The organism is Pseudomonas salmasensis (genome assembly GCF_014268375.2).
Classification (GTDB): Bacteria; Pseudomonadota; Gammaproteobacteria; order Pseudomonadales; family Pseudomonadaceae; genus Aquipseudomonas; species Aquipseudomonas salmasensis.
Map to the genome: position 1 here is coordinate 1,647,992 of NZ_CP077083.1, position 14,890 is coordinate 1,662,881.

General features: G+C 60.5%; 16 protein-coding genes. 1 reads left to right on the forward strand and 15 read right to left on the reverse strand.

The genetic code is table 11. The features are described from left to right. Positions 1-114: 114 nt before the first annotated feature. The 9 genes from HU731_RS07115 to flhA form a co-directional block, all read right to left on the reverse strand. Positions 115-855, reverse strand: a complete 741-nt coding sequence (locus HU731_RS07115) for a flagellar motor protein (protein ID WP_003192902.1) — start codon at positions 853-855, stop codon at positions 115-117. Continuing rightward, the gene (locus HU731_RS07120; RefSeq protein ID WP_186606839.1) at positions 855-1,982 is read right to left on the reverse strand and encodes a protein-glutamate methylesterase/protein-glutamine glutaminase; all 1,128 of its coding nucleotides are present in this window, start codon (positions 1,980-1,982) and stop codon (positions 855-857) included. Before HU731_RS07120 ends, HU731_RS07115 begins: the two co-directional genes overlap by 1 nt. A gap of 48 nt (positions 1,983-2,030) precedes the next feature. Continuing rightward, the gene (locus HU731_RS07125) at positions 2,031-4,238 is read right to left on the reverse strand and encodes a chemotaxis protein CheA (protein WP_186606840.1); all 2,208 of its coding nucleotides are present in this window, start codon (positions 4,236-4,238) and stop codon (positions 2,031-2,033) included. Positions 4,239-4,249: 11 nt separating this feature from the next. Beyond that, positions 4,250-5,038 carry a protein phosphatase CheZ gene (locus HU731_RS07130; protein ID WP_003192906.1) on the reverse strand — a complete coding sequence of 263 codons (789 nt, stop codon included), beginning with the start codon at positions 5,036-5,038 and terminating at the stop codon, positions 4,250-4,252. A gap of 18 nt (positions 5,039-5,056) precedes the next feature. Further along, complete coding sequence (locus tag HU731_RS07135; protein ID WP_003192908.1) at positions 5,057-5,431, reverse strand: chemotaxis response regulator CheY; 375 nt, start codon at positions 5,429-5,431, stop codon at positions 5,057-5,059. A 167-nt stretch (positions 5,432-5,598) separates the two neighbouring features. Then, positions 5,599-6,339, reverse strand: coding sequence for an RNA polymerase sigma factor FliA (gene fliA / locus HU731_RS07140; RefSeq protein WP_003192909.1), 741 nt, complete (start codon positions 6,337-6,339; stop codon positions 5,599-5,601). After that, on the reverse strand, positions 6,336-7,169 hold the full coding sequence (fleN, locus tag HU731_RS07145; RefSeq protein WP_003192912.1) for a flagellar synthesis regulator FleN: 834 nt from the start codon (positions 7,167-7,169) through the stop codon (positions 6,336-6,338). The genes fliA and fleN overlap by 4 nt, the downstream gene beginning before the upstream one ends. A gap of 105 nt (positions 7,170-7,274) precedes the next feature. After that, complete coding sequence (gene flhF, locus HU731_RS07150; protein ID WP_019818351.1) at positions 7,275-8,591, reverse strand: flagellar biosynthesis GTPase FlhF; 1,317 nt, start codon at positions 8,589-8,591, stop codon at positions 7,275-7,277. An 11-nt stretch (positions 8,592-8,602) separates the two neighbouring features. Then, the gene (gene flhA / locus HU731_RS07155) at positions 8,603-10,717 is read right to left on the reverse strand and encodes a flagellar biosynthesis protein FlhA (RefSeq protein WP_032900799.1); all 2,115 of its coding nucleotides are present in this window, start codon (positions 10,715-10,717) and stop codon (positions 8,603-8,605) included. A gap of 428 nt (positions 10,718-11,145) precedes the next feature. Between flhA and HU731_RS07160 the strand changes: the two genes are divergently transcribed. Beyond that, on the forward strand, positions 11,146-11,400 hold the full coding sequence (locus HU731_RS07160) for a DUF6124 family protein (protein WP_186606841.1): 255 nt from the start codon (positions 11,146-11,148) through the stop codon (positions 11,398-11,400). Between the two features lie 165 nt (positions 11,401-11,565). On the opposite strand, the gene HU731_RS07165 is transcribed toward HU731_RS07160, so the two are convergent. The 6 genes from HU731_RS07165 to flhB form a co-directional block, all read right to left on the reverse strand. Continuing rightward, entirely contained in the window at positions 11,566-11,769 is a 204-nt protein-coding gene (locus HU731_RS07165) for a cold-shock protein (protein WP_186606842.1), read from the reverse strand. 246 nt (positions 11,770-12,015) lie between these two features. Beyond that, complete coding sequence (locus HU731_RS07170) at positions 12,016-12,219, reverse strand: cold-shock protein (RefSeq protein ID WP_186606843.1); 204 nt, start codon at positions 12,217-12,219, stop codon at positions 12,016-12,018. A 98-nt stretch (positions 12,220-12,317) separates the two neighbouring features. Beyond that, complete coding sequence (locus tag HU731_RS07175) at positions 12,318-12,521, reverse strand: cold-shock protein (RefSeq protein ID WP_186606872.1); 204 nt, start codon at positions 12,519-12,521, stop codon at positions 12,318-12,320. Positions 12,522-12,797: 276 nt separating this feature from the next. Next, on the reverse strand, positions 12,798-13,001 hold the full coding sequence (locus tag HU731_RS07180) for a cold-shock protein (protein ID WP_186606844.1): 204 nt from the start codon (positions 12,999-13,001) through the stop codon (positions 12,798-12,800). Positions 13,002-13,018: 17 nt separating this feature from the next. Beyond that, positions 13,019-13,243, reverse strand: a complete 225-nt coding sequence (locus HU731_RS07185) for a hypothetical protein (protein WP_186606845.1) — start codon at positions 13,241-13,243, stop codon at positions 13,019-13,021. Positions 13,244-13,753: 510 nt separating this feature from the next. Then, on the reverse strand, positions 13,754-14,890 hold the full coding sequence (gene flhB, locus HU731_RS07195) for a flagellar biosynthesis protein FlhB (RefSeq protein WP_186606847.1): 1,137 nt from the start codon (positions 14,888-14,890) through the stop codon (positions 13,754-13,756).

Genomic DNA, 14,890 nt, shown 5'->3' on the forward strand with positions numbered 1-14,890 from the left:
CGAGCTTGCTCGCGAAGATCGTTAACGAAAACGTGGGCATGCCGAATGCACGCGGCGCTCTCGGGTTCTTCGCGAGCAAGCTCGCTCCTACGGGGGTGCGGGTGCTCATGTGCATCAATCCATGAAGCCCTGAAGCTTCAATTCGATGGAGCGCGGGTTTTCGCCTTCGGCGATCGACAGGATGCCTTCAAGCAACATTTCGCGATAACGCGACTGGCGCATGGCAATCGACTTGAGCTTGCTGGCCACCGGCAGCAACACCAGGTTGGCACTGGCCACGCCGTAGATGGTGGCGACAAACGCCACGGCAATGCCGCTGCCCAGTTGCGAAGGGTCGGCCAGGTTGCCCATCACATGGATCAGGCCCATCACCGCACCGATAATGCCGATGGTCGGCGCGTAGCCGCCCATGCTTTCAAAGACTTTGGCCGCATTGATGTCACGGCTTTCCTGGGTGTAGAAATCCACTTCGAGAATGCTGCGGATCGCTTCCGGCTCGGCGCCATCGACCAACAGTTGCAGGCCCTTGCGCGCGTAGCTGTCAGGCTCGGCATCGGCCACGCCTTCCAGGCCCAGCAGGCCTTCCTTGCGAGCGGTGAGGCTCCAATTGACCACGCGGTCGATGCCGCCTGCCAGGTCGACCCGTGGCGGAAAAATGATCCACACCAGAATCTGCATGGCACGCTTGAACGAGCTCAGGGGCGACTGCAACAACGCCGCACCCACGGTGCCACCGATCACGATCAGCGCTGCCGGGCCGTTGGCCAAGGCGCCGAGGTGGCCGCCTTCCAGGTAGTTGCCACCAATGATGGCGACAAACGCCATGGTGATGCCGATCAGGCTCAACACATCCATCAGAGGCAGGCCTCCACCAGGTGCTTGCCGATGTCGTCCAGGCTGTAGACCGCATCGGCCAGGTCTGCCTTGACGATCGCCATGGGCATGCCATAGATCACGCAACTGGCTTCATCCTGGGCCCAGATAGCGCTGCCGCCCTGCTTGAGCAGGCGCGCGCCTTCACGGCCATCGGCGCCCATGCCGGTGAGCACCACCGCCAGAACTTTGTCGCCATAGGACTTGGCTGCAGAACCGAAGGTGATGTCCACGCACGGCTTGTAGTTCAGGCGCTCATCGCCCGGCAGGATTTTGATCGCGCCACGCCCGTCCACCATCATCTGCTTGCCGCCCGGCGCTAGCAGGGCCAGGCCAGGACGCAGGATGTCGCCATCCTCGGCTTCCTTGACGGTGATGCGGCACAGCTTGTCCAGGCGCTCGGCGAAGGCTTTGGTGAACGCCGCCGGCATGTGCTGCACCAGCACAATCGGCGCCGGGAAGTTGGCCGGCAGTTGGGTCAACACCCGCTGCAAGGCCACCGGGCCGCCAGTGGAGGTGCCGATGGCGACCAGCTTGTAAGCCTTGCGCTTGGGCGCGGGCGAATGGGCACTCGGCGCGGCAGCACGTACCGGCGCTACCGCAGGCCGGGCCACGGGCGCAGGCGCCGGGCGCGCAAACGACGACGTCGGCGCCGCTGCTGCGGGCGCAGGCGTGGGGGCTGGCGCGGGTGTGCTGAACAGGCTGCGACGGTTACTGCGGGAAATGCTGTGCACCTTCTCGCACAGCATCTGCTTGACCTTGTCGGGGTTGCGCGAGATGTCTTCGAAATTCTTCGGCAAAAAATCCACCGCGCCGGCATCCAAGGCGTCGAGGGTGACCCGCGCGCCTTCGTGAGTCAGCGAGGAAAACATCAATACCGGTGTGGGGCAGCGTTGCATGATGTGGCGCACGGCCGTGATGCCATCCATCATCGGCATCTCGTAGTCCATGGTGATCACGTCTGGCTTCAAGGCAATGGCTTGATCGATCGCCTCTTTGCCGTTAGTGGCCGTACCGACCACCTGGATCGTTGGATCAGCGGAAAGAATTTCCGAGACGCGGCGGCGGAAGAAACCCGAATCGTCCACCACCAGGACCTTGACTGCCATAAACACTCCGTTAGGCGGGGCGGGCATGACCGCCCTGCCCCACCAGAATCAAATACGCCGTGCGGCGTAACGCTTGAGCATGCTCGGAACATCGAGAATCAGTGCGATGCGACCGTCACCCGTGATGGTTGCGCCCGACATGCCTGGGGTGCCCTGCAGCATCTTGCCCAAAGGCTTGATCACCACCTCTTCCTGGCCCACCAGTTGGTCGACCACAAAGCCGATGCGCTGGGTGCCCACGGACAGAATCACCACATGGCCCTCGCGCTGTTCTTCGTGGGCAGCCGAGGCCACCAGCCAACGCTTGAGGTAGAACAGCGGCAATGCTTTGTCGCGCACGATCACCACTTCCTGGCCGTCCACCACATTGGTGCGCGACAGGTCGAGGTGGAAGATCTCGTTGACGTTGACCAGCGGGAAGGCGAAGGCCTGGTTGCCCAGCATCACCATCAGGGTCGGCATGATCGCCAGGGTCAAAGGCACCTTGATGACGATCTTGGAGCCTTGGCCCTTGGTCGAGTAGATATTGATCGAGCCGTTGAGCTGGCTGATCTTGGTCTTCACCACGTCCATGCCCACGCCACGCCCGGACACGTCGGAGATCTCGGTCTTGGTCGAAAAGCCCGGGGCGAAGATCAGGTTGTAGCACTCGGTGTCGCTCAGGCGGTCGGCGGCGTCCTTGTCCATCACGCCGCGCTTGACCGCGATATTGCGCAAGATGGTCGGGTCCATGCCTTTGCCGTCATCGGTGATCGACAGCAGGATGTGGTCGCCCTCTTGCTCTGCCGCCAAAATCACTTTGCCGTTGCGCGACTTGCCGGCGGCTTCACGTTCTTCCGGGGTTTCTACGCCGTGGTCGACCGCGTTGCGCACCAAGTGGACCAGCGGGTCGGCCAGGGCCTCGACAAGGTTTTTGTCGAGGTCGGTTTCTTCGCCCACCAGTTCCAGGTTGATTTCTTTCTTGAGCTGGCGTGCCAGGTCGCGAACCAGACGCGGGAAACGGCCGAAGACTTTCTTGATCGGCTGCATCCGCGTTTTCATCACTGCGGTTTGCAGGTCGGCGGTGACCACGTCGAGGTTCGACACGGCCTTCTGCATGGCTTCGTCGCCGCTGTTCAGGCCCAGGCGCACCAGGCGGTTACGCACCAGCACCAGTTCGCCCACCATGTTCATGATGTCGTCCAGGCGCGCGGTATCCACGCGCACGGTGGTCTCGGCTTCGCTGGCGGGCTTTTCCGCTGCTGCCGGCGACGCTGCACGCGCAGGGGCCGGGGCGGCGGCAGCTGCAGGCTTGGCAGCCGGCGCAGGTTTGGCTGCAACCGGTGCCGCAGTGGCAGCGGCTGGCGCTGCTACCTGAGCGGCAGCGGCCGGGGCCACTTCGCTGAACTTGCCTTTGCCGTGCAACTCGTCGAGCAGGGCTTCGAATTCGTGATCGGAGATCAACCCGTCACCGGCCGGCGCTGCGCTGGCCGCTGGCGCTGCGGCGGCAGTCGCCGCCACCTCGGGCAGGGCTTGGGCCACAAAGGTGCCTTTGCCATGCAGTTGGTCGAGCAGTGCCTCGAATTCGTCGTCGGTAATGTCGGTGCTGGCGTTGGCAGCGGGCGCTTCTGGCGCTGCGGCAGGCGGTGCCACGGCATCTGCTGCGAACTGGCCTTTGCCGTGCAACTGGTCGAGCAACGACTCGAACTCAGCGTCGGTAATGTCTTCACTGCTCGGCGTCGCGGCAGGCTGCACCGGCGATTCCGCTTGGGCCTTGACCGCGCTGAGGGAGTTGAGCAGTTGTTCGAACTCGCTGTCGGTCACGTCCGGCTCGGCTTGCGCCACCGGCTCCGGCGCGGCCTCGACCACCGGCGCAGCCGCGGTGTCGGCAGGTTCTGCCAGGCGCGCCAGGGCGGCCAGCAATTCCGGCGTTGCGGCAGTGATCGGTGCACGTTCACGCACTTGGCTGAACATGCCGTTGACCGCATCCAGTGCTTCGAGAATCACGTCCATCAGTTCCGAGTCGACGTGACGCTCACCCTTGCGCAGGATGTCGAACACGTTCTCGGCGATGTGACAGCACTCCACCAGCTCATGGAGCTGGAGGAAGCCGGCGCCCCCTTTTACAGTGTGAAAACCGCGAAAAATTGCATTGAGCAGGTTCGCATCATCCGGTCGGCTTTCCAGCTCGACCAGTTGTTCGGACAGTTGCTCTAGAATTTCGCCGGCCTCTACAAGGAAATCCTGAAGGATTTCTTCATCGGCGCCGAAGCTCATGTGGGTGCTCCTTAGAAGCCTAAACTGGATAACAGGTCATCTACGTCATCCTGACCTGACACAACGTCTTCACGTTTATCGGCATGAATCTGCGGACCTTCACCCTTGGCGAGATGTTTTTGTGGATCTTTTTCCGAGAGGATCGCTTCGCGGTCATGTTCGATGCCGGCAAAACGATCGACCTGGCCGGCCATCAGCACCAATTTGAGCAAGTTGCTTTCCACTTCGGTGACCAACTGGGTCACGCGCTTGATCACCTGGCCGGTAAGGTCCTGGTAATCCTGGGCCAGCAGGATGTCGTTGAGGTTGCTGGCCACCGTGCGGTTTTCCTGTTCGCTGCGTGACAGAAACCCGTCGACGCGACGCGCCAATTCACGAAACTCTTCAGCACCGACTTCACGGCGCATGAAGCGGCCCCAGTCCTGGCTCAAGGCCTGGGCTTCGGTGGCCATGCCGTTGACCAGGGGCGTGGCGTTTTCCACCAGGTCCATGGTGCGGTTGGCCGCCGCCTCGGTCAGCCTGACCACATAGGACAGGCGCTCGGTGGCATCGGTGATCTGGGAAATTTCTTCGGCCTGGGGCATGCGCGGGTCAATCTGGAAATTGACGATTGCGCTGTGCAGCTCGCGTGTGAGCTTGCCCACTTCCTGGTACAGGCCGCGGTCACGGGTCTGGTTAAGCTCATGGATCAACTGCACCGCATCGGCGAACTGGCCTTTTTCCAGGCTGTCGACCAACTGGTGAGCATGTTTTTTCAGGGTCGACTCAAAGTCGCCCTGTGACGTTTCGTTATGCTCCATAGCTCCCCCGCGATGGCATTAGCCGTGGATGCGTTCGAAGATTTTCTCGATCTTCTCTTTCAAGGCCAGTGCCGTGAATGGCTTGACCACGTAACCGTTGACCCCGGCTTGGGCGGCTTCGATGATCTGTTCACGCTTGGCTTCGGCGGTCACCATCAGCACAGGCAGGCTGCGCAGTTTTTCATCGGCGCGCACGTGGCGCAGCAGGTCGATACCGGTCATGCCCGGCATGTTCCAGTCGGTCACCAGAAAGTCGATGCTCCCGCTGTTGAGAATCGGAATGGCCGTCAGGCCGTCATCCGCCTCGACCGTGTTGGTGAACCCAAGGTCACGCAACAGGTTTTTAATGATCCGCCGCATCGTTGAGAAGTCATCAACGATGAGGATTTTCATGTTCTTGTCCAATTCGACCTCCAAGCAGTCTTAAACGCGCCCAGCACCTGGACGCGCCATTTCAATCAACAGGCGTTACACAAAAAGGACTGCCCAGGGCACCACGGTACTCACCCGCAAAACCCTGCGGTTTCACGGTAGCGTCTGCAGTGTCCCCACACTGCCTGTCAGCGCGCGCGCCACTCGGCCAATCGCCCCCGCAAGCGGGCTGCGCACTGGCTATGCAACTGGCTGACACGCGATTCGCTGACCCCCAGGACCTCACCGATTTCCTTGAGGTTCAGCTCTTCGTCGTAGTACAGCGCCAGCACCAGCCGCTCACGCTCCGGCAGATTGGCGATTGCATCGGCCAACGCGCCCTGGAAACGTTCGTCTTCCAGGTCGCGCGACGGCTCCGTATGCGCGCTCGCGCCGTCCTCGTGCAGCCCTTCGTGTTCGCCGTCCTGTAAAAGGTCGTCGAAACTGAACAGGCGGCTGCCCAAGGTATCGTTCAAAATCCCGTAGTAATCGTCGAGACTCAATTGGAGTTCGGCCGCAACTTCATGATCTTTAGCGTCACGACCGGTTTTTGCTTCAATTGCACGAATTGCATCACTGACCATGCGGGTATTGCGGTGTACCGAACGCGGCGCCCAATCGCCTTTACGCACTTCATCGAGCATCGCGCCACGGATACGGATACCCGCATACGTTTCGAAACTGGCGCCCTTGCTGGCGTCGTATTTGGTTGAGACTTCAAGCAGGCCGATCATGCCGGCCTGGATCAAGTCTTCAACCTGCACACTCGCGGGCAGGCGCGCCAACAGGTGATAGGCAATGCGCTTGACCAGCGGCGCATAGCGCTCGATCAATTCGCCCTGGCTGTCACGTGCCGACTTTTTGTAAAGGTTGTAGCCGCTGGATGTCATAGCACCGGTCCTGCGCTCGTCTGATGCACCAATCGCTCGACGAAAAACTCCAGATGCCCGCGCGGGTTGGCAGGCAATGGCCAGGTATCGACCTTCTGGGCAATGGCCTTGAACGCCAGTGCGCATTTCGAACGAGGGAACGCTTCATAGACCGCACGCTGCTTTTGCACGGCCTTGCGCACACACTCGTCATAGGGAACTGCGCCGACGTATTGTAAAGCCACATCGAGGAAGCGATCCGTGACCTTGGTCAACTTGGCGAACAGGTTGCGCCCTTCCTGCGGGCTCTGGGCCATGTTGGCCAGCACGCGAAAGCGGTTCATGCCGTAGTCACGGTTAAGCAGTTTGATCAGTGCGTAGGCATCGGTGATCGAGGTGGGTTCGTCGCACACCACCAGCAGCACTTCTTGCGCTGCGCGCACAAAGCTGACCACGGATTCGCCGATGCCGGCGGCGGTGTCGATCACCAGCACGTCGAGGTTGTCACCAATGTCGCTGAACGCCTGGATCAAGCCGGCATGCTGCGCGGGACTCAGGTGCACCATGCTCTGGGTGCCCGAGGCCGCCGGCACGATGCGAATGCCTCCGGGGCCCTGGAGCAGCACGTCGCGCAGCTCACAGCGGCCCTCGATCACATCGGCCAGGGTATGTTTGGGTGTCAGCCCCAGCAGAACGTCCACGTTCGCCAAGCCCAGGTCAGCATCCAGCAGCATGACGCGACGGCCAAGCTCTGCCAGGGCCAGGGACAAATTCACTGACACGTTAGTTTTCCCGACGCCACCTTTGCCGCCGGTCACCGCGATCACCTGTACGGGATGCATGCTGCCCATTTTATTTCTTTACCTTGTCTTGCTTAGACGCAGGCTACATGGCTTGGCCGCGTGAATCGCTTGCAGACCATCGATGTAGGTACATTTCACGGTGTTCATCCTGCCTCAACCCACCCGTTTAGCCGGGTGGTGGTAAAGGTCGGCGAACATATCGGCCATCGCTTCCTCGCTAGGCTCGTCTTGCATTTGCACACTCACGGCACGGCTGACCAACTGATGACGGCGCGGCAGATGCAGATCATCCGGGATCCGCGGCCCGTCGGTGAGGTAGGCAACCGGTAATTCATGGCTGATGGCCAAGCTCAATACCTCGCCCAGGCTCGCGGTTTCGTCGAGCTTGGTGAGGATGCAGCCGGCCAGGCCGCAACGCTTGTAACTGTGATAAGCAGCGGTAAGAACCTGTTTCTGGCTGGTGGTTGCAAGCACCAGGTAATTTTTTGACTTGATGCCACGCCCGGCCAGGCTTTCGAGCTGCATGCGCAGCGCCGGATCGCTGGCTTGCAGGCCGGCGGTGTCGATCAACACCACGCGCTTGCGCAGCAACGGCTCGAGGGCATTGGCCAGGGACTGGCCCGGGTCGACATGGGTCACCGGCACGTTGAGGATGCGGCCCAGGGTCTTGAGCTGCTCCTGGGCGCCGATGCGGTAGCTGTCCATGCTCACCAGCGCAATATTCTGTGCGCCGTACTTGAGCACATAACGGGCGGCCAGCTTGGCCAGGGTGGTGGTCTTGCCCATGCCGGCGGGGCCGACCATGGCGATCACACCGCCCTCTTCCAGGGGTTCGATTTCCGGCGTGGCGATCATGCGCGCCAAGTGCGCCAGCAGCATGCGCCAGGCTTGGCGGGGCTCTTCGACTTCGGCGGTCAAGGCCAGCAGGTCGCGGGACAACGGGCCGGACAGGCCGATGCGCTGCAGGCGACGCCACAGGTTGGCTTGCTGCGGCTTGCTGCCTTGCAGTTGGGTCCAGGCCAGCGAGCCCAGCTGCACTTCGAGCAATTCACGCAGGCCGTTGAGTTCAAAACGCATCGAGTCGATCACGCGCTGGTCAACTGCGGCAGCCGGGGCAGGCGCTGCAGGACGCGGCGGTTCGACAAAGGTGGGTTCAACCAGCGGCTCGGCAGCGGTCAGCGGCAGGCCGGCGAACAACTGGCGATTGGTGCTGGCATCGCTGTCGCCACGCATGCTCAGTTCAGCCTGGGCCGACACAATGCGCGAGGCGGTCTTGCGCAGCTCGTCTTCGAGTTCCATGTTCGGCACGCGCGGGGCCAGCGCCTGGGGGGTGTAATCCAGGGCAGCCGTCAGCTCGACACCGCCGGCAATCCGACGGTTACCGATAATCGCGGCATCGGCGCCCAGCTCATCGCGGACCAATTTCATGGCCTGACGCATATCGGCGGCGAAAAAACGCTTAACTTGCATAACCCACTACCTCAGCCATTGGGCCCAACTGTCGCGACGATAGTCACTTGCTTATTGTCAGGAATTTCCTGGTAAGCCAACACGTGCAAATTCGGTACAGCCAGGCGTCCAAACCGCGACAACATCGCGCGAACCGGGCCGGCCACCAGCAGGATCACCGGGTTGCCCTGCATTTCCTGGCGCTGTGCGGCGTCGATCAACGAACGCTGCAGCTTTTCAGCCATGCTTGGCTCCAGTAAAACGCCCTCTTCCTGGCCTTGCCCTGCCTTCTGAATACTATTGAGCAATATTTGTTCCAACCTGGGTTCCAAGGTGATCACAGGCAGCTCGGACTCAGTGCCTACAATGCTTTGCACGATTGCGCGGGACACGCCGACACGCACCGCCGCCACCAGAGCGGCAGTATCTTGACTCTTGGCGGCATTGTTGGCGATGGCCTCGGCAATGCTGCGAATGTCGCGCACGGGCACCTGTTCGGCCAACAGCGCTTGCAACACCTTGAGCAACTGCGACAGCGACAACACGCCCGGCACCAGCTCTTCGGCCAGTTTTGGCGACGATTTGGCCAGCAAGCCCATCAATTGCTGGACTTCCTCGTGGCCGATCAGCTCGTGGGAGTGCTTGTAGAGAATCTGGTTGAGGTGCGTGGCGACCACGGTACTGGCATCCACCACGGTGTAACCCAGGGACTGCGCCTGGCTGCGCTGGCTGACTTCGATCCACACCGCTTCCAGGCCGAAAGCCGGATCTTTGGCGGTGATGCCGTTGAGCGTACCGAACACTTGGCCCGGGTTGATCGCCAGTTCGCGGTCCGGGTAGATCTCGGCTTCGGCCAGGATCACCCCCATCAGCGTCAGGCGATAGGCGCTGGGGGCCAGGTCGAGGTTGTCGCGGATATGCACGGTGGGCATCAGGAAGCCCAGGTCCTGGGACAGCTTCTTGCGCACGCCCTTGATCCGCGCCAGCAGTTGCCCACCCTGGTTGCGGTCGACCAGCGGGATCAGGCGGTAGCCGACTTCCAGGCCGATCATGTCGATGGGCGTGACGTCGTCCCAGCCCAGCTCCTTGGTTTCCTGGGCGCGGGCCGGGGATGGCAGCAGATCCTGCTGACGGGCAATCTCCTGCTCGGCCTGGACCTTGACCTGGTTCTGCTTCTTCCAGAACAGGTAGGCCGCGCCACCCGCCAGGGCCGCCATGCTCAGGAACGAGAAGTGCGGCATGCCCGGCACGATACCCATGATCGCCATGATGCCCGCCGCCACGGCCAGGGCCTTGGGCGAAGCGAACATCTGCCGGCTGATCTGCTTGCCCATGTCTTCGGAGCCCGAAGCACGGGTAACCATGATGGCCGCCGCTGTGGATAACAACAGTGATGGCAATTGCGCCACTAAACCGTCACCGATGGTCAGCAAGGCGTAGACCTTGCCGGCATCACCGAATGTCATGCCGTGCTGGAACATACCGACGGCCACGCCGCCGATCAGGTTGATGAACAGGATCAACAGGCCGGCGATGGCGTCACCGCGCACGAACTTGCTGGCACCGTCCATGGAGCCGTAGAACTCGGCCTCCTGGGCGACTTCGGCGCGGCGCGACTTGGCCTGGTTCTGGTCGATCAGGCCGGCGTTGAGGTCGGCGTCGATGGCCATCTGCTTGCCGGGCATGGCATCGAGGGTAAACCGCGCGCTCACCTCGGAAATCCGCCCAGCGCCCTTGGTCACCACCACGAAGTTGATGATCATCAAGATCGCGAACACCACGATACCGACCACGTAGTTACCGCCGATCACCACCTCACCGAACGCCTGGATCACCTTACCGGCGGCGGCGTGGCCATCCTGGCCGTGGAGCATCACCACCCGCGTGGAGGCCACGTTAAGCGCCAGGCGCAATAGGGTTGCCACCAGCAGAATCGTCGGGAATACCGCAAAATCCAGCGGCCGCAGGGCGTACACGCACACCAGCAGCACGACGACGGACAGGGCAATGTTGAAGGTAAAGAACACGTCGAGCAGGAACGGCGGCATCGGCAACATCATCATTGCCAGCATCACCAGCAACAACAACGGCACACCCAGATTGCCCCGCGACAGGTCAGTCAGGGTGCCACGGGCCGTGTTGAGCATTTGAGAGCGATCTACCACCGGTATTCCTCGGGTCCTTGAAGCAAAGTTTTGACGCTGGAGGGCGACTTGGAGGCGGGGTTGCAAGAAGCCTTCCAACTTTGGTTTTGGGCCCGCAGAACCCCACAAACGCCCCAGGCCAACGGGTGTAAATCACTTCAAACTGTGGGAGCGGGCTTGCTCGCGAATGCGGAGTGTCAGTGGCACATAAGCTGACTGACCCACCGCTTTCGCGAGCAAGCCCGCTCCCACAGTTGGATTTGTGTGTACCCGGTACTGATGAGGAAATTTCCGACATGGATTTGGGGTTGCCCCTAGGAAACTCGCTCTCTAGTCTCCGTACACCGCTGCAAACGCAGCGGACGGGCGTCGCGGCCCGGATTACCTAGGAGCAAAAGCACCCTCTCCCTTTCAGTAAAAGGAGCTTCACAGTGATCAAACACGCCCCAAATCCCCCCACCCGGCTGTTTACCGTAGCCGACGGCATCAGCAGCGAAGACCTGCTGGTCAACCTCAGCGAAACGCTCGCTTCGGCCAATGCCTTGAGCTGTGACCTGGCCTTTGACCTGGAAGGTTCGAAACGAGAGGAATTGCTCGGCGTTGCGCAGTTGATCGAACTGGCGCAGTTATTGGCTGATCGCCTGCACCTTGGCGGCGGAAGGACGGACACCGCAAACAGCGAATAACGCGGCCCCCTCGATCGTTCCCACGCTCTGCGTGGGAATGCCGCCTGGGACGCTCCGCGTCCCGAGCCAGGCGCACGACTTGAGCACTGCGCTAGGGTGATGCAGAGCGTCACGCGATGCATTCCCACGCGGGAGCGTGGGAACGATCAAGCGGTTATTCCGCTTCTAAACAGCACGTATATTTACGGCTTGCGGGCCTTTTGTCCCTGGCAAAACTTCGAATTCTACTTTCTGACCTTCATCCAGGCTTTTGTCCCCGTCCGATTGGATTTGCGAAAAATGGGCAAAAACGTCCGCACTTCCATCGTCGGGCTTAATAAAACCAACCCCCTGCTCCGCGTTAAACCATTTCACAGTACCCGTTGCCATTGCCGCTCTCCTTACCCTTACTCAGAACCCAATCCACCTCGATCATGCCCCCTCACGGGCAACGCATAGATGCCCTTGGGCCGATGGAATAACGCGGCCCCCTCGATCGTTCCCACGCTCTGCGTGGGAATGCCGCCTGGGACGCTCCGCGTCCCGAGCCAGGCGCACGACTTGAGCACTGCGCAAGGGTGATGCAGAGCGTCACGCGATGCATTTCCACGCGGGAGCGCGGGAACGATCAAACGCTTAAATCGGCGTAACCTTCGTAGCCACTAACGTTTTACTTATTGGATCGAGAACAGGCTCGTACGACACCCTTTGTCCTTCCGTGAGAACCTTATCGCCTGAGCCTTGAATCTCTGTGCCACTTACAGATATATCGTCCCCACCTGCCTCTGGTCTAATCAAACCCGATTTGCCATTGAAGAATATGACCGTACCCGTGACCATGATGTTTCTCCTCAACTCATTCTGAATGCCCCACACCGGTATGAAGCTCGATCGTTCCCACGCGGGAGCGTGGGAACGATCAAGCGGTTATTCCGCTTCTAAACAGCACGTATATTCACGGCCTGCGGGCCTTTTGTCCCTGGCAAAACTTCGAATTCTACTTTCTGACCTTCATCCAGGCTTTTGAACCCGTCCGATTGGATTTGCGAAAAATGGGCAAAAATGTCCGCACTTCCATCGTCACGCTTAATAAAACCAAACCCCTTCTCCGCGTTAAACCACTTCACAGTACCCGTTACCATTGCCATTGCCGCTCTCCTTACCCTTACTCAGAACCCAATCCACCTCGATCATGCCCCCTCACGGGCAACGCATAGATGCCCTTGGGCCGAAGGACCATTTGAAACCTCACACGCATCCCCACCGCCAGCGCCGTCTGGCGCCAATCCTTGCGATTGATAAATACCTCTTCTGTCCCTTCATCCAACACGACTTGAGCTCTGCGCAAGGGTATGCAGAGCGTCACGCAATGCATTCCCACGCGGGAGCGGGGGAACGATCAAGCGGTTATTCCGTTTCTAAGTTGGCCGTATATTCTCAGCCTGTGGGCCTTTTGGACCTTGTGTAAGGTCATACTCTACTTTTTGGTTTTCTTCCAAAGATCGAAACCCACTCGACGCAATTGCCGAGTGATGGGCGAACACGTCCGCCCCTCCACCCTCCGGGGTAATAAAACCAAACCCCTTCTCCGCGTTAAACCACTTCACAGTACCCTTTGGCATTTCCGCTCTCCTTACCCTTATTCAGAACCCAACCCACCTCGATGATGCACCCTGACGGGCACCGCATAGATGCCTTTGGGCCGATGGACCATTTGAAAGCTCAGTTGCATCCCCACCGACAGCGCCATCCAACGCCAATCCTTGCGATTGATAAATACCTCTTCTGCCCCCTCCTCCAATTCAATCAGCCAATCGCCCCTGATCCAGTCGTAGGATTTGACTTTCCCTTTGACCTCTTCCAATCCCGCTCTCCCTGCCTCTCGTTGACTACATACGTGCAGTGTTTGGTTCATCCATAAAACAACGGGAAACATCCTTTGGCTACTGTCAGAGTTGACAGGTAGACGCGAGCTGCCGATGGGTGGTAACGGTGGAACAGCAAGCGATTCATGCATCCGATGATTTCTTGCGTTTGCGGGGTTTTCGCAGCTTGGGAGGATTGGGTGGCAGGTCACTGCATTGCGTGCCTGCCGATTGGACGGCAACCGGGTTGCCATCGCGATCCCGGGCAATAAAGCCGATGCCTTTGACCGCATCAAACCACTTGACCGTACCCCTATCCATCACCGCCTCCCGAGCCGCGCACGGTTGCGCGTCTCATCGCTGTATCAAACAGTGAAGGCGGCGTAATGGCTACTGTCAAAGTTGACAGGTTGTAGGAGCGAGCTTGCTCGCGAAGGTGGGTAACGATAACGCGGGAAGTCAGGATGAACGCGGCGACGGTGAGTTTTTCGCGAGCAAGCTCGCTCCTACTAGGAATCGCGGCGCAGGTCTGGCGGGATCGGCAGGTCTTTGAGCGGATCAGGCCGCTTGCCCTTGCCGGCGCGGTATTGGCGGATCTGGTAAACGTAGGCCAACACCTGCGCAACGGCCAGGTACAAGCCGGCCGGGATTTCCTGGTCCAGGTCGGTGGAGTAGAAAATCGAGCGCGCCAGCGCTGGCGACTCCAATAACAGGATGTCGTTGGCCACGGCGATTTCGCGGATCTTCAACGCGGTAAAGTCGCTGCCCTTGGCCAGCAGCATCGGCGCGCCGCCCTTCTCGGGGTCGTACTTGAGGGCCACGGCGTAGTGGGTCGGGTTGGTGATGATCACGTCGGCGTCGGGCACCGAGGCCATCATCTTGCGCTGGGACATTTCCCGCTGCAGCTGGCGGATGCGCTGCTTGACCTCGGGGCGGCCTTCCTGGTCCTTGTGCTCGTCGCGCACTTCCTGCTTGGTCATCAGCAGTTTCTTGTGGCTTTCCCACAGCTGGATCGGCGCATCCACGGCGGCGATCAGGATCAGCCCGAGCGCCATCCACAGCGCGCTCCAACCCACCACCTGCACACTGTGGATGATCGCAGACTCCAGCGGCTCATGGGCGATGCGCAGCAAATCGTCGATGTCGGACGACAACACCGCCAAGGCCACGAACAGAATCAGGAAAAACTTGGCCAGGGCCTTGAGCAATTCCACCAGGGCCTTGACCGAAAACATGCGCTTGAGCCCCGCCCCCGGGTTCATGCGGCTGAACTTGGGCGCCATGCTGCCCGCCGCAAACAGCCAGCCGCCCAGGGCCACCGGGCCGATCAGCGCCGCCAGCAGCAAGGTGATCAGGATCGGCTGCACCGCCAGCAGCGCGATCTTGCCCGAGTGCAGCAGGTACTGGGCCATGGCATCGGGGTTGAGCAACACGTCGCGCGGCAGGCTGAAGTTGTGTTTCATCATCTCCAGCAGGTCCAGCGCCAGGCCACCGCCGTAGATCAGCAAGGCGCCTGCGCCGGCGATCATGGTGGCGAAGGTGTTGAGCTCTTTGGAGCGCGCGATCTCGCCCTTTTCCCTGGAGTCCTTTTTACGTTTCTCCGTGGGGTCTTCTGTTTTGTCCTGACCACTCTCGCTCTCGGCCAT

Coding starts and splice junctions, on each gene's coding strand:
- fliA (WP_003192909.1), bottom strand. CDS start 6,339: ATGACATCCAGCGGCTACAACCTTTACAAAAAGTCGGCACGTGACAGC.
- flhB (WP_186606847.1), bottom strand. CDS start 14,890: ATGGCCGAGAGCGAGAGTGGTCAGGACAAAACAGAAGACCCCACGGAG.
- HU731_RS07170 (WP_186606843.1), bottom strand. CDS start 12,219: ATGGTCACGGGTACGGTCATATTCTTCAATGGCAAATCGGGTTTGATT.
- HU731_RS07120 (WP_186606839.1), bottom strand. CDS start 1,982: ATGGCAGTCAAGGTCCTGGTGGTGGACGATTCGGGTTTCTTCCGCCGC.
- HU731_RS07135 (WP_003192908.1), bottom strand. CDS start 5,431: ATGAAAATCCTCATCGTTGATGACTTCTCAACGATGCGGCGGATCATT.
- HU731_RS07165 (WP_186606842.1), bottom strand. CDS start 11,769: ATGGCAACGGGTACTGTGAAATGGTTTAACGCGGAGCAGGGGGTTGGT.
- HU731_RS07180 (WP_186606844.1), bottom strand. CDS start 13,001: ATGCCAAAGGGTACTGTGAAGTGGTTTAACGCGGAGAAGGGGTTTGGT.
- HU731_RS07125 (WP_186606840.1), bottom strand. CDS start 4,238: ATGAGCTTCGGCGCCGATGAAGAAATCCTTCAGGATTTCCTTGTAGAG.
- fleN (WP_003192912.1), bottom strand. CDS start 7,169: ATGGGCAGCATGCATCCCGTACAGGTGATCGCGGTGACCGGCGGCAAA.
- flhA (WP_032900799.1), bottom strand. CDS start 10,717: ATGCTCAACACGGCCCGTGGCACCCTGACTGACCTGTCGCGGGGCAAT.
- flhF (WP_019818351.1), bottom strand. CDS start 8,591: ATGCAAGTTAAGCGTTTTTTCGCCGCCGATATGCGTCAGGCCATGAAA.
- HU731_RS07175 (WP_186606872.1), bottom strand. CDS start 12,521: ATGGTAACGGGTACTGTGAAGTGGTTTAACGCGGAGAAGGGGTTTGGT.
- HU731_RS07115 (WP_003192902.1), bottom strand. CDS start 855: ATGGATGTGTTGAGCCTGATCGGCATCACCATGGCGTTTGTCGCCATC.
- HU731_RS07130 (WP_003192906.1), bottom strand. CDS start 5,038: ATGGAGCATAACGAAACGTCACAGGGCGACTTTGAGTCGACCCTGAAA.